The following is a 14,342-nucleotide window of genomic DNA, read 5'->3' as shown; positions in this document are numbered from 1 at the left end:
GCCGGCGGCACTCCCTACCTACGGGCTGTCGCGAGCACACCCCTCCTCCTCCCAAATGCTCGTGACGACGATTGGCGGCATCCCCCTCCTCCCAAGTCGCCAGTCAATATCGAGCCCGGTGCATCCTCCCGCACCGGGCTTTTTCGTTTTGCCGATGAGAGGCGGCGCCACGGAGTCGCCTCTTCTCCTCATGCGGAGAGAAGAACGCAAAGATCATCGCCGAAAGCTGGGATAGGTGACGCAATGGCGCTGCTGGGCGAGCTCCCCCGCCCAACCTAATCCGGCAGCCGGTAGACCTCCGCCCAGTCCTCTGCCTCGCGCAGTCCTTTGAACGAGGGATGCCGAAGCGTTCCGGTATGGGTCCAGGCACGGTATTCGATCTCCGCGGCGAGCGACGGTCCGGTCATCACCACCTTCTTGCTCGGCACGCTCACCGCCGGAATGTTTGTCTTGAGCTTGTCGAGCTGCTTCTTCAGCCGCCGCGCCTCGTCGTGCTTGAAGCCGGTACCGACGCTGCCGGCATATTTCCAGCCGTCCCGATATCGCGCAGCGAGGAGAAGGCTGCCGATCGCGCCGGGAACCGCCGTAGACGGCTCGTAGCCGACGATCGCGAACGTATCGCTCTGCACGCACTTGATCTTCAGCCAGTCACCAGTCCGCCCGGACCTGTAAGGCCGGTCGCGATGCTTGGCGATGATCCCCTCCAGGTCGTGCTCGCAGGCGTGCCGCAGCAGCTCGTCCGGATCCTCATGAAACTCTTCCGAAAGCCGGATCGCTCCCTGCTTGTCAGCGAGCACGTCCTCCAGAAGATGCCGGCGGGCGCCGTATTCCATCTTAGTCAGATCGTGCCCGTCGAGGTAGAGGAGATCGAAGGCCATGAGGACCGAGTTCCGCGAAGGCAGCTTGCCGCCCCGCCCGCCGAGCGAGTTCTGCAGCAGCCCGAAATCAGGAATGCCCTGCGCATTGAACACCACGGCCTCGCCATCTAGGATCATGGTCGAAGGCGCGAAGTCCCGCGCCTCTTCCTCGATCCCCGGAAAGCGATGCGTCCAGTCGTGCCCGTTCCTGGTGAGGATTCGCACGCCACTCGTCTCAATGTGCACAGCCAGCCGGTATCCGTCCCACTTCAGCTCGTAGGACCACTCGTCGCCATGCGGCGGCTTCTGAACGAGCTTGGCAAGGCACGGCTCGATCCTCTCCGGCATCGGATCAAAGGGCAGTTCCGGCTGCTTCGGGTCGCGCTTGCGCACTCGGCCGCTTTTCGGCGGAAGGTCGTCTTCGATGAGAAGTGGAGCAGTCGGCTTGCGGGGACGTTTGACCATGCGGCCATTGCACCACCGTCTGTTTAAGATCCGGTATCCGCCGAATGCCGGTCGGATGACCGCGTGGGGCTAGTCGAGAAGCCTCACGCCGACCTCGTTGAGCCTCTGCCATCTGACGAGGCATCGGCGAGTTGTGCCGTCCGGCAGGTGGACGAAAGTCTCTCCACGCAACAAGATGCCCGTTTCCGTGATCAACTTCAGACCTTCCACTGACTCGTTCGATACGGCACAGTCCACTGCTATACCGCCGACGCGCACTTGGCCGCTCCATACGCGGACCCTTCTGGGGTATCGTCTGCGATCGGCTCTGGCGTCCACTGGTCACTCTCCTGTTGAATGCGTTGTGCCTCAGATCCCTCAACAGGGGCTTGCAATATTGGATCGCATTCTCGCTAATCGCTCGACAGTGCGCTGCAGGCTTGAGAATGGAAGGGGGAGGACCTGCCGATGTGCAATCTCTACAACGTCACGACCAACCAGGAGGCGATCCGGGCCATCACCAAGGCCTTCGACCGCCTGGGTAACCTGCAGCCCTCACTCGACATCTATCCGGACCAGATGGCGCCGATCGTGCGCAACATCGATAGCGGCCGGGAGATGGCGTGGGTGCGCTGGGGAATGCCGAGCTCGCAGCAGGCCATCTTTCAAGCAGCGTCGAGACGGGCTGACAGACTGCGCGCCAAGGGGAAAGAGGTGGACTTCCAGGAACTGCTGAAGATGGAGCCGGACGGAGGAACGACCAATATCCGTAACACTTCCAGCAAGCATTGGACCCGCTGGACCGGGATCGAGCACCGCTGCGTCGTGCCCTTCACGCGATTTGCCGAACCGGACCCTGGCAGCAAGGTTGAAGGGGGCCGCACGCCGAACGCATGGTTTGCGCGCGACGAGAGCGAACCCCTCATGTTCTTTGCCGGCCTATGGATCAGAGATTGGAATTGCGTGCGCAAGGTGAAGGAAGGGCTGATCAATTGTGATCTATTCGCCTTCCTGACCACGGACCCGAACCGCGTGGTGGGCGAGATCCACCCGAAGGCAATGCCGGTCATCCTCAGGAACGAGGAGGAGATCGAGACATGGCTGACTGCGCCATGGAACCAGGCGAAGGTGCTGCAGCGGCCGCTTCCGGATGACGAACTGATGCTACTAGACGAACCGAAGAAGGCCGCGTGAAGAGCTGGCTGATTGATCTGGTCTTTGCCGTTGCGGTGCTGGCCGCGGTCGCTAGCGCCGCAATGCATACGGCACATCTGTTCGGATGGCTGAGTTGAGGGGTTCCCCCTGTAGGAGATGTGCGTAGCATACTCCCGACGATTCGCGGGGGTGATGCCATGCAGCAGGCAACGGAGAATGCTCCGGACGAGCCCTATGAGAAGGGCATGCACATCATCTTTGATGTGGTCACACGCTGCGCCGTCGTCACATTCCGCGGCGACATGGACATCATAGGCCCTTACCCCAATCGCTCTGCAGCGATAGCGGCTGCGGAAGCCCGATGTCGCGAGAATGGATGGGGACAGTAATGGTTTCAGCGCTCATCGTCTGTGCCGCTCTCTCTGTCGTCGATGGCGACACCATCAAATGCGACGGACAGAACATGCGCCTCCTGGGTGAAGGGGTGGTCAACGTACGTGGCGTGGATACACCGGAGATCGGCCGCGGTGCCAAGTGCCAGAAGGAGCGGAAAATGGCGCAACTGGCCAAGTTCCGGCTGCAGGAGATGATCGAGGGGAAGAAGCTCCGGATCGAAGCCAAGGGCAAGGACCGCTATGGGCGGCCGCTGGTGAACGTCTACCTGCCGAATGGTCGAGAAGTGGGGAAAGAGCTGATCAGGGAAGGATTCGCCAGGGAGTGGCGGAAGGGCAACAAGATTGACTGGTGCCGTTAGCACCTGAAGGCGCGCCAGTTGGTCGCGATACTTGGCTTAGCAATCTCAACGAAATTTCGGCGGGCGGTCCTTGAGGTTCTGCGACAACTCGTGCAGCGCTGCGCGCTTGCCAAGAAGCTGAAGCATCTTCCGAACTTCCTTCGGACTTGCGCCGGCTTTGTCACACGTTTTCTGAACGCAATGCAGCGGCGGACCTGGTATCCGTACCTGACGATTTGGTGTCTGTTTCATTGTCGTCTCCTCCTACATAAGGAAACGCTGAATTAACGCGAAAGTTCACGGCTTCGATGCCGTTACAAGGTCGCCGCTATTCGATCCGCAGCCACCTCCTGATCAGCGGCACCACCGTCTCCGAGAAATAGATGAACATGCCGCCAGCGGTGAAACCCAGGCTGGCGAAGATTAGGGCGGCGGTTTTGCCGAGGCGGGTGATGTCCTTCACCTGATTCATCGTCGGTTTGATTTCTTGGTCGATCGTTGTAGTGAGGGCGGCGATGACGTCCCTCTGCTGTGCGGCTATGGCGCCGGCCGCGACGACTGTCTTCTCCGCCTCTCCAATCCGGTGCGGCTGCTCATCGATCCGTTCGTGAAGCCTGTGGCGGCTTTCGGAGCTTCTCCTCCGCTCCTCCGTGAACTCCCGCTGAAACCTGTCCAGACGCTTGCCCACGCCATCCACCTTCTCCTCGAGGCGCCCGAGCACCCTGAGGATATCATCATTCGATCCCGCTATGCTGCCGCTTTCATGAAATGATCATTGAGGTGGCGAGGCCTTGGCGTTCGTAAGCCAGGCGCAAGCGTGGACTGAGAATTTCCGACTGCATCGAGTCTGCAGGCTCGATTTGAGAAAGGACCCGGTCTGGCCCGCCAGCCGAACCGGGTTCTTTTCGTATCAGACAGGGCGGCCATGCGCTGCACACTGGGTCCCGCGTCCAGACATCTTGCAAGGTAAGAAACCGTCAACCTCCTGCTGGCACTACGCCTGCAGGCCGTCGCAATCCCGTAGTTGCGGATGGCTAGGCTCGGCGCTCCGTGGGACGGAGCCTGGGGCCGCTATTTCCAGCACCCCTGATTGGTGCCGTGGCGATTATGGCTGGCGATCCCTTGCCCCGCAGTCACGTCATTGCCGGCGAGGTAGAGCGCCGTCGACGGCTTCAGGCTTGATCTTCTCCCAGCCGGCGCAATTCGGCGCGGCAGTCGTCTAGCATCCCGCCAAGGTCAATGCAGAGAGCAACGGGATCGAGAGCTTCCACAGCAGCGTTTTCATCGCTCCTATCCTTGTAGGCTTGAACTTGCTTCTCCAGAGCCTCCACAGCGTCTCCCTGACGGCCGACAGCCTTCCCGTACCCGAGGCATAGAGTCCAACGCCGGGGCGCGAAGGGAAGAAGCTTGAGCCGCCGCGATCTCCGGACAGCCCACCAAATATCGAACCGAAGATGCCACCGCTTCCCCCTCCCGCGCCTGATGCAGAAAACAGTGCGTCCAAAAGCTGTTCTTCGATCTTGCCGATGATCTTATTCAGGACGTTTAGAGCCGCCGTACCGAAGGATTTCCAAAAACCCTCACACCATTGGCGAGGCCGGAGCGGAGATCCGACAGGAAGCCCTTCCTGGCATCCTTGGCGAAGTCCATCGCCTCTTTCGCATTCTTAGTAGCCATCTCGGTCGAGGCCATCTGATTGGCGACGCCAGACAGTTCCGCACGCTGCGCAGCCGTCAGATTGATGCCTTTCTGCTGCGCCTGGTTAAGGAGCTCGGTTTCATACTTGAGGGCAAGCGCAGCCTGCTCGGTCATGCCGAGAGCGGCTTCCTCAGCCTTCAGCGAGGCAATGCGACGATTGGCGCTGTCTACGATATCGGGACTTTTGCCACCGCCGCGGCCCTTCTTCTTGGACTTATCGTCAACGGCCGTGATGTCCTTGGCGAGTTGGCGCTATTCGCCCACTGGACAGTTGCTGCCGTGCTTTCAGCGCGAGCCTTCAGCTTCGAGGAAGCAGCCGAAGCGACGGCAGCGATCGCCCCACTGATCCAATTGTCCGGTGCAACCGAGCGACCAGCGGAGGGATCGGCAGAATGAAATCAGGTTTCCTCGTCGAGCTCGCCGGCCTGATCCGGGTCATATGGGCGAGCGGGAACATCCCGACCATCGAAAGAATGAAGGCAGATGATGATTATGTGCTCGTCCCCGTAAAGCATCACTGCGGCGCGGCTCACGATTCCGTTGGCCTCAGGACCATGCAGCATGGGCCATCTGCGAGGTTCTTGGGCTCGACCAGGCCGGGTGGTTTACACCTTCGGATCTACAGTTGCTGACACAGTTCTGCGTGTCCGTCAGTGCGCAGCTGCTCCCAGCTCTTGAGGAACTCCTCACCATAGTGAGAATCCAGATCCTCCAGCAGATAATCTTCCCAAGATGGCAGATCCGGTATTTTCTGGGTCTCGAGAAAGTTGACAATATCTTCGCGAACTGAGGGGACCACGTCACTATTTCCAGCGGCTTTCATGTCGTTGAGCCGTACACCAATGGGCGGCTCAATTCGAAGTTCTACGACGACATCTTGATCGGATGACTGCCAAATGAAGTAGTATCGCTCACCTCTGGCTACATCCATAATTTTCTCCCGGAGGCAGTTCCTGTACCTCACCGAAGCGGCCGTCATCTTCTTTGGGGTGTCGAGCAAGACAACGTTATTCTGAGCGTGAATAGGCGCTCGGGGGAACTTGATCCGGTTGATAAACAGGGAAACAAGCTGATTTGGCTTGTCGAAGTACCCGTCCTCCCGGAAATCATTCCATGCCTTCTTGTAAGCTGACCCTAGGCGACGAACCTGGCTGCCTATTTCCTTTTCGGTAACGTCAGGACAACAAGCGCGAACGAAGGCAATCTGGGCGTTCAAAATCCGAGCGTTGTAGATGTTCGGTACGAAGGCCAGAGTATTGGCGTGGATGGCAACGGGATCGAGATGGTCGAGGACGGCAAGTGTCGTAAGCGTAAAGTTCTCCGCATGATGAAGAGCTTTAAGCTTCGGCCAGGTAGGCTTGGCCTGAAGCCACTTCAGCAAGGTGATGTAGAAGCTTGATGATCGGATGGCAGGTGCAGCTTTACTTAGAAGCGAATACAGACCGTCGGGGACATGGCCGGAAGCGCAATACTCGAGAAGGCGGCGCCTGTTCGATTTTCGAACGTGAGAGGCGAGAGTTTCATCGCATTCAACTCGAGGATTTTCTGAAGCGATCGCCAGTGCTGCAGCAATGATTGGGAGGCGATCGTCAGGGGCATTGATAACGTCACTGAGTAGACCGGGATCGATGGCATCGAGAACTGCCAAATGACGGAGAAGCCAGAGCGGGATAGACGGATTGGGGGATGTCTTCAAAATGCACCTCACTGTAGATTGAACAAAACGGGCGCCAAAAGCGCCCATGAATTGATAGTACTTGAACACGCGTTCGGTTTAAATAAATGCGTTTTTCATTGAACCCATTTTCGAGGAATTTCTTGTCTTTGACGCTCTTCTTGAGACGGGTCGTTCCGACATTTTTCCCGCTGATTTAATCCGCCGCTGTGGTTTTTTGTTGTTATGGAATGGGTCTGGATAAATGTAAGGGTCGACGTCATAGTAACCCATCTTCGACGCCTGGACCTGGAACTTCATCGAGTAAGTCAACCACTTTTCCAGCCCCGCGCTCGAGCGCTTCTCAACATAAATCGAAGACAGGAAGTTGAGCGAACTCGGAACCTCTGGCTCCTTGGTGTCCCATTTGTACATTCTAATCAGCTCCTCAAACGCTTTGACATAAGCTCCTGGAATAAGAATGATTCCGTGATGATGAGGGTCTTCTTGGAATCTGTCCTGGTCCACCAAACGGCCGCACTTGCTGTAAATCGCATCAGGAAAAAGATACAGCTTCGGATGCTTAGATCGGGCTTGTGGCCGTCTCGATATCTCAAGTCTTTTCGTCAGGATCGTACGGAATCGTGTGATGTTTCTATGAGCTTCCTTGATCTTCGCTCGCCCATGGACACCTCGGAACGTGGAGTTTAGGGTTATACAATAGACTTGAGCCAGGATGTCGGGGTATGTAGCATTAGTTTTTTCGTCTTGTACGAAGGAATTTTGTTTTATCCATTCTTTCACATGAGTGACTATAGCTTTTTTTTCTAGATTTACCAAGTAATTGAAGTTGTATTCATATATGTTATTCATAGCCTTAAATTCTTTCTATTTTGATCAAATTAGTTATTTCTATATTTTAGGGTATATTTCTCCATAGCCCCGCCACGAGGCTGGGCTGAAGCGAGCCCCGAGACATCTCGGTGCCACTCCCTCGTATAGATGGACGCGGGGAGGGTGGCGGTGATGCCGCCGGCTCATGTGCTTCTGGATATTTAGTAAAATATGCTGTTCGCGGGTCACCAGTGCTGGTTACCCAGTCAACGCATCCAGCTCTGTCCGAAGTTGACTGCGGACATACGCGTAACTTAGCGCCGATTGAGTACAGCCAGCGCCTTTCAGTTCATTGATCAGTCTGTCCAACTCGCTGAAGAAGCGATGTTGTTCTTCCTGATCAAAGACCAATTCGTCTAATGTAGTATATGATTTCATGATGTTACCTCATCGGCAACATGACTGATATCATTATGTAAAATTGGCGTAGGACGGCGCCGCGCGTCAAATCATGCTTGTTAATTCATGTCCTTTTGTGAAATTAGAGCCCGCTTTCGATGTTTCGAAATGCAGTCTCCAGTGCCTCACGCTTCTTCTCTAGCGTGAAGCCCGCCCCATAGTGCATCCCCATTCCTCTGGTGGTGTGCCCCATGATGGCATCCTTCATACTGTCCTGTGCTCCTGAGTTGCGAAGCAGGTCAGCAATCCTATGGCGGAAGCTGTAGAATGTCTTATCCGTCACTACCGCCATCAACTTGTTTGCAGCGGCAGAGACCACTTCACCGCCGTTGTCTCGGCGATAGCGTGGGAATCCGGCGGGGAACTGTCGCATCGCCTCCAGCGCCTCACCGACCAGCGGGATTTCCCGGTGCCGAGCGCCTCCAGACTTCACCTTATGTCGTTGATCATTAGGTTGGATCTTGATGTGAGGGATGTCGCCATCAAGAACAATGTCAGCTTCTTCAAGCAGGCATATTTCCTTACAGGTCGCACCTGTGAACATGCCTATCTTGATGATCGCTTTGAGTTGATCGTTGGCGGACGAGGTTCTCAGCAGCTTCTGAATCGCATCGATCTCGACTTCGGAAAAGGGTGGCCGTGCTCGCTTACCAGCATCATCCTTGATCCTCACCCCTCGAAACGGGTTCTGGTTCTCGGGATAATCGACCTCGAATACCTTTTCCAGGATCATCCTAAGCCGCATCAATTTCTTATTGGCGGTGTCGGCTTTGATGGAGCCAGCTACGATTTCATCGATAAGATGATGCCTGTACCGATAGGCGTCCTTCCGGCCGATCGAGAGAGCATCTGCGTTTGGGTAAAATCGCAGAAAGTGACTGACCGCCGCTTCGAATGGCCGCCACTTCTTATCACGCTCACGCTGCGAAAGGTTCAGCCACTTGTCCCGTGAAAGCTCCTGATAACGTTCAAGAGCCTGCGAGAACGGAAGCCTAAACGGGATGTCTCCGGCGATAGCCTGGAGCTCCGCCAGCGGAAGCTTCTGGAAGCCTGCGAACGCCGCAACTCGTGGGGCTATTTCCGCCAGATTATCCTCCAGCGGCGCATCCCGTCTTACATCAAGGGGCTTGTATTTGATCCCGATTCTGCGACTTGCGATGTGGACGCGATCTTGCGCCTCGATAGCAAGTTCAGACGACGCGTCGCCCCGGAAAAGGCGGTCATACTTATCGATCAAGGGCGCCGATAGGATCAGCGCCTCACCAACAGCACGCGTCCTAAGCGATATAAGGATTTCTCGCTTCCCCAGGAGGCTCCGATGCGATGATGGGACGACCCTCCGGAAGTAGTATATTTCGCCACGTCTCATTAAATTCCTTAGTTTCATCAGACCTCCGTACTAATTGTCGATGACAATCATATATATGAAGAGAGATAACATTGCAATACGTATTGTAAAACTTTTTTTATTGGAGAAATACTTTCAAAATGACTTTGAAACGTGTTTAGTTACGGTATGTGGCTTTCCACGTCCGCATAGCGTGCTTACGTTCAGACTGGGTCGTAGCGATTATACCTGTCACGTTTGGCCGGACACCCTCCTCAGGCAGTAGATGACCACCTGAGCAGGCACACGCAGGGTTCTCATGGCTGCAACCTGTTTCTTAGTCTGCCACTCGCTCTTTGACTTGCCCCAGCGGCCACTTCGAACCCCTCGCTGAGCTGCGCCGTCGTGGCTTGACTAGCGCTTCATATTCATTATCATAAATACGTTCACTATATTGAACATTGGGAGACTAGATGAGCGGTCGCGGTGTTGAACGCGTGCTAGACATGCTTGAGTGGTTTGCTGCTTCACCCCACGGAGCCGGCCTGAAGGAGATAGCCGCCTCATTGAGTATGCCGAAGTCGAGCGCGCTTCTCATGCTTCAGTCGCTCTCGGAGCGTGGCTACATCGAGCGACAGGCGAACGGTCACTACCGGCTCTTGCGGCTTCCGGGTGAAATTTCCAACGATGGCCGCAACTACGGCGCCCTGATCACATTGGCCTCGCCCTATCTTGCAAGAGCCGTGGAAGCGACCGGAGAAAGTGGCTTCATCGCTGTGCTTGAAGACCACACGATCCGCTATCTGAACAAAGTCTTGCCTAAGCGCGAAATCCTCTATGATCGGGACATCGGCCAGACGCGGCCAGCTCATCAGGTGGCGAGCGGGGTGGTGCTCCTTGCGGCGATGAGTGACGCCGAACGAGACGCTTGTCTCACCTCAACCTTATTGACGAAGCCAGAGCGCGAGACGCTGGACGTTGCTCTCAGCCAAGCCAAGGCACAAGGCTTCTTCCTCAACGCCAAGGGCGTGGTGGAAGGTGCTGCAGGTGCTGCCGCAGCTATCTACAGCGAACCCGGAAAGGCTGTTGCCGCGATCAATATCGCCGGCCCCCAAAGCCGTTTCGTCAGCCATTCGGACCACATTTGCAAGGTGGTTCGGGAAACCGCCGTCGCGATCAGCGAGGAGCTGTCTCGACGCCATCATCACAGAACCCAAGGGAGGTAATTAAATGCAGTTGAAAGCACTCACTACGGTAACGGGGCTACTGGCCGGCATCGCCGGTTTCGCGCAGGCTCAGGAGGTGCCGTCCTACTATCCGACCGATTATTCCCAGATCATAGAGGGGTCACGATCCGAGTCGGGGCTGATGATCTATTCGAACATGGCCGACAACAACTGGCAGCCGCTGATCGAAGGCTTCAACGCAAAATACCCTTGGATCAAGGTAGAAACGGTCGACCTTGGCTCGGGTACCGTGCATTCGCGCTGGGAGGCGGAAAAGGGATCTAGTGCCAGAACAGCCGATCTCCTCGTTTCCGGTGCAAATGACCGTTGGGCGGCTTATGGCCAGGATGGCTCGATGGAAGACTACAAGAGCCCGGAAGCGCAGCATCTGCCAGAGTTCGCGCAACCATACCCCGGCGTCAATGTACTCTCCACCGACCCCTTGGTGATCACTTATAATGCAGCGCTTTTGACTGAAGAGCAGCGTCCAACAGGTTTTGCTTCATTGGTGGAAGCCGCCACGGCGGACCCTTCTGCCTTCGAAGGCAAGATCACCACCTATGATGCGGCGCGAAACAGTTTTGGCCTCGCCGCCTGGTGGAGCTATATGGACAAGAAGGGTGACGCTGCCTGGGACGGACTACGCAAGATCGGCCCCATGATCCGCGGAGAAACCTCAGGCGGACCGATGAACGAGAAGATCGCCACGGGCGAATATGTGATGGGGATCGCTGTTTCAGGCATCACCATCTTCCCGCGTTTGGAACAGCCCGGCGGCGAGATTCTCGGATTTGCCTTTCCCGATGATGGCACCATCATGATGATGCGTGGGATGGGGATTCCTAAGGGCGCAGCCAACCCAAATTCGGCGAAGCTCTTCGTTGACTATGCGCTTAGCCAAGAGGGCCAGACCCAAGTCGGCAAGGGCGGGCTTGTACCCTACCGTGAAGACGTTGCCGAGGATCAGGTGCGCTACACCTTCCAGAAGATCAGCGAGCAAATCGGTGAGGATAACATGGTGATCGCTGGGTTCGACGAGCGCCTTATCACCGAAGCTCAGTCTTTTGTCGATAAGTGGAACGAAGCCATCGCTGGCCGCTGACATCGTGACGGGAGGGGCGCTTCGCGACCCTCCCTCTCAACTCAACAGGAAAAAATCGATGACGGATATCAGCCACACCGGTTCCACCGGATTGGGGATAGACCGATCGCGTGCGATCTACTGGGGCGTTGCCGCACTGACGACAGTGCTCGTCATCGGTCCCATCGCACCGATCCTCTTCCAAGCCTTCCTGGACAAACCGCTCTACGACGACAGCGCAGCCCTCACCGTAGGTAATTTCGCTCGTTTGTTCAGCGAGCCGGGGATGATCGGCATCTTCTTCAACACGCTTTACTTTGGCGGGTTGACGATGGTGGTCGCCCAGGTGTTCGGTGTGATCATGGCGGTCCTGGTAGGGCGCACCAATCTACCCGGCCGGCAATGGCTCGGAGAAATCTTCATCTGGCCGCTGTTCGTGTCGAACCTGGTGATCGCCTTCGGCTGGTTCACCATGTACGGCCCATCCGGCTTCGTCACCCTTGCCGCCAAGACTTACTTGGGAGGCGCACCTTGGAACCTCTACACCGTTAGCGGTATGGGCATTGTCGCAGGGCTAAGCCAGGCGCCGCTTACCTATCTAATGTGCCTTGCGGCCGTCACCAAGGCTGACCCCCTGCTTGAAGATGCCGCGCGCTCGACCGGAGCGGGGCCCTTCCGCGCGCTGCTTTCGGTGACCATCCCGATGATCCGCCCCGCGATTATCTATTCCGCCGTCTTGAACTTTGTTGTTGGCATCGAGATGCTTGCGATACCGCTTCTGTTCGGTGGACCTTCCGGTATCCAGACCGTCACCACTTTTCTATATGATGCCGGGATAAATGCCGCCGTGCGCCCAGAATATGGTCTGGTTGGCGCCGCTGCCGTCATCCTGCTTATGCTGGTCGCATTCCTTGTCTGGTTGCAGGGCTACTTGATGAAATCATCAGGCCGCTTCGTTTCGGTTCGCGGCAAGGCCAGTCGGCCATCCACCCTTGAACTTGGCGCCTGGCGCTGGCCCGCCTTCCTGTTCGTCTTTTCCTTTGTTTTTCTGACCATCATCTCGATCTTTGGCGGAATCTTTCTGCGTTCGGCCGTAAGTTTCCTCACGCCGCTCATTCCCTTCTGGAAGGTTCTCACGGCAGCAAATTTCGAGCTCGTTCTGTCATCCGCTTCCTATGTACGCTCGATCATCAATTCGGTTGTTGTCGCCACCGTGGGCGCAGCAATAGGCACCTGTCTTATTCTGGTGATCGCGCTCGTGTCACGTCGCTCCGACTTCCGCTACAGTCGGGCATTGGAGTACGTCGCACTGTTTCCGAGGGCACTGCCTGGTATCATCGCCGGTCTTGGCTTCTTTTATGCAGTCATCTGGCTTCCCGGGGCAGATCTCATCCGCGGCACGGTTGCCGTTCTTATCCTCGCATTCATGATCCGCTACATCCCGGTCGGCTTCGGCGCAATTGCACCCGCACTCGCGCAGGTCGGCGAGGAACTTGACCGCGGCGCGCGTATCTCTGGTGCGGATTGGTGGACGACGGTGACCCGGATCATAGTCCCGATCCTCAAGCCTGCGCTTTTCAGCTGCTATGCGCTGCTCTTCATCCACTTCTTCAAAGAGTATGTGACCGCAGCCTTCCTCTACCAGCCGGGCTCCGAGATCATCGGCACGACGATGCTGCAGCTCGTCGCCCAAGGCGACAATGGCCCGGTCTCCGCGCTCGCTACCATCCAAGTGATAATCACCGCCGCGTTCGTCATCCTGGCGCGCCGCGTCATGGGAGCCAAAATCTATGGCTGATCTTATTCTAGAGAATCTGACGATCAAATACGGCGCCGTCACGGCCGTCGACAACCTCAACATCCATGTAGCATCGGGCGAATTCCTGACATTGCTCGGACCTTCGGGCTGCGGCAAGTCGACCTCGCTTTTCGCAGTTGCCGGTCTCAATCACGCCACCTCTGGCACGATTCGTATTGGCGATCGGGTTCTCTTTGATGGCGACGCGGCCCATACCGTGCCGCCCGAAAAACGCAATATTGGTCTCGTCTTTCAATCCTATGCCCTTTGGCCACACAAAACCGTTGCCGAAAATCTCGCTTTCCCGCTGATCCTGAGGAAGATCGGCCGTGCCGAGCGCGACGAACGAATCAAGGATGCGCTCGGTCTGGTGGAAATGCTGCCCTACGCGGACCGCTATCCGTTCGAACTGTCGGGCGGACAGCAGCAACGGGTGGCGTTGGCACGCGCACTTGTCTATCGGCCGCCACTTCTACTTCTCGATGAGCCGCTGTCGAACCTTGATGCCAAACTGCGCGAGCGTGCACGTGTCTGGTTGCGTGAACTGCAGGAACGTCTGAGCGTAACGACGATCTATGTCACCCATGATCAGGCCGAAGCCCTGGCCGTGTCCGACCGGATCGCAGTGATGAGCATGGGGCGGATGCGTCAGCTAGGCACCCCCCGGGAGATTTATGACCATCCAGCCGACAGCTTTGTCGCTGACTTCATTGGATCCTCCAATTTCCTCCATGGCACATTGATCGAGGTGGGAACGGATCACGCTCGGGTTCGCCTTGCCGATGGACGCGAGGTCACAACTCAGTCAGGTCCGGCCGGAGCCGATGGCGCAGTCGTGGTCGCTGTGCGGCCGGAGAAGATCGAGCTAACCGATCAGGAGGGGCCGAACACCCTGAGAGTATCAATCGAGCAGCGAACCTATCTTGGTTCTGTTTGGCAATACGCCGTTCGGTCGGGACCGCTCGCCTTCAGGATCCAGACGCCGTCGGAACTTCTCCAAAAGGAGGTTCTGGTCCGCATTCCGCAGGAGCACAGCGCGGTCTTTCCCGAGCAGGCAAGCGCAAGCTGAGGTTTTC

Annotated in this window: 12 protein-coding genes; 7 read left to right on the top strand and 5 right to left on the bottom strand. The window is 56.8% G+C overall.

From position 1 onward, the window contains the following. Nucleotides 1–275 precede the first annotated feature (275 nt). The gene (ligD, locus tag NT26_RS19655; protein ID WP_052641306.1) at nt 276–1,322 is read right to left on the bottom strand and encodes a non-homologous end-joining DNA ligase; all 1,047 of its coding nucleotides are present in this window, start codon (nt 1,320–1,322) and stop codon (nt 276–278) included. Nucleotides 1,323–1,769: 447 nt separating this feature from the next. Between ligD and NT26_RS19645 the strand changes: the two genes are divergently transcribed. The 3 genes from NT26_RS19645 to NT26_RS19635 all read left to right on the top strand — a co-directional run bounded on the left by NT26_RS19645 (nt 1,770) and on the right by NT26_RS19635 (nt 3,210). Next, complete coding sequence (locus NT26_RS19645) at nt 1,770–2,495, top strand: SOS response-associated peptidase (RefSeq protein WP_052641296.1); 726 nt, start codon at nt 1,770–1,772, stop codon at nt 2,493–2,495. 158 nt (nt 2,496–2,653) lie between these two features. Continuing rightward, nucleotides 2,654–2,845, top strand: a complete 192-nt coding sequence (locus NT26_RS19640; protein WP_052642412.1) for a hypothetical protein — start codon at nt 2,654–2,656, stop codon at nt 2,843–2,845. After that, nucleotides 2,845–3,210 (top strand): thermonuclease family protein, encoded by a 366-nt coding sequence (locus NT26_RS19635; RefSeq protein WP_052641295.1) that lies wholly within the window; start codon nt 2,845–2,847, stop codon nt 3,208–3,210. The genes NT26_RS19640 and NT26_RS19635 overlap by 1 nt, the downstream gene beginning before the upstream one ends. Before the next feature lie 307 nt (nt 3,211–3,517). Here the strand turns inward: NT26_RS19635 and NT26_RS19630 are convergent, their stop codons facing one another. From NT26_RS19630 to NT26_RS19605, 4 genes are all read right to left on the bottom strand, one after another. Beyond that, entirely contained in the window at nt 3,518–3,910 is a 393-nt protein-coding gene (locus NT26_RS19630; protein WP_052641293.1) for a hypothetical protein, read from the bottom strand. 824 nt (nt 3,911–4,734) lie between these two features. Next, a complete protein-coding gene (locus NT26_RS19625) occupies nt 4,735–5,001 on the bottom strand; it encodes a hypothetical protein (RefSeq protein WP_052641291.1) in 267 nt (88 codons plus the stop codon). Nucleotides 5,002–5,506: 505 nt separating this feature from the next. Next, nucleotides 5,507–6,583: a hypothetical protein gene (locus tag NT26_RS19620; RefSeq protein ID WP_152338538.1), complete on the bottom strand. Its 1,077-nt coding sequence runs from the start codon at nt 6,581–6,583 to the stop codon at nt 5,507–5,509. A 1,333-nt stretch (nt 6,584–7,916) separates the two neighbouring features. Continuing rightward, entirely contained in the window at nt 7,917–9,203 is a 1,287-nt protein-coding gene (locus NT26_RS19605) for a DUF6538 domain-containing protein (RefSeq protein ID WP_342025639.1), read from the bottom strand. Nucleotides 9,204–9,634: 431 nt separating this feature from the next. Here NT26_RS19605 and NT26_RS19600 point away from each other — a divergent pair, with 431 nt between their 5' ends. The 4 genes from NT26_RS19600 to NT26_RS19585 are packed head-to-tail and all read left to right on the top strand — an operon-like array spanning nt 9,635 to nt 14,335. Then, nucleotides 9,635–10,387, top strand: a complete 753-nt coding sequence (locus NT26_RS19600) for an IclR family transcriptional regulator (RefSeq protein WP_082077779.1) — start codon at nt 9,635–9,637, stop codon at nt 10,385–10,387. Nucleotides 10,388–10,391: 4 nt separating this feature from the next. Further along, entirely contained in the window at nt 10,392–11,489 is a 1,098-nt protein-coding gene (locus NT26_RS19595; protein ID WP_052641279.1) for an ABC transporter substrate-binding protein, read from the top strand. Nucleotides 11,490–11,547: 58 nt separating this feature from the next. Then, a complete protein-coding gene (locus NT26_RS19590) occupies nt 11,548–13,266 on the top strand; it encodes an ABC transporter permease (protein ID WP_052641277.1) in 1,719 nt (572 codons plus the stop codon). Continuing rightward, nucleotides 13,259–14,335 carry an ABC transporter ATP-binding protein gene (locus NT26_RS19585; RefSeq protein ID WP_052641275.1) on the top strand — a complete coding sequence of 359 codons (1,077 nt, stop codon included), beginning with the start codon at nt 13,259–13,261 and terminating at the stop codon, nt 14,333–14,335. Before NT26_RS19590 ends, NT26_RS19585 begins: the two co-directional genes overlap by 8 nt. The last annotated feature ends 7 nt before the right edge of the window (nt 14,336–14,342 follow it).

The organism is Pseudorhizobium banfieldiae, assembly GCF_000967425.1.
Taxonomy (GTDB): Bacteria; Pseudomonadota; Alphaproteobacteria; order Rhizobiales; family Rhizobiaceae; genus Neorhizobium; species Neorhizobium banfieldiae.
This window is presented reverse-complemented; position numbering and strand designations above follow the sequence as displayed.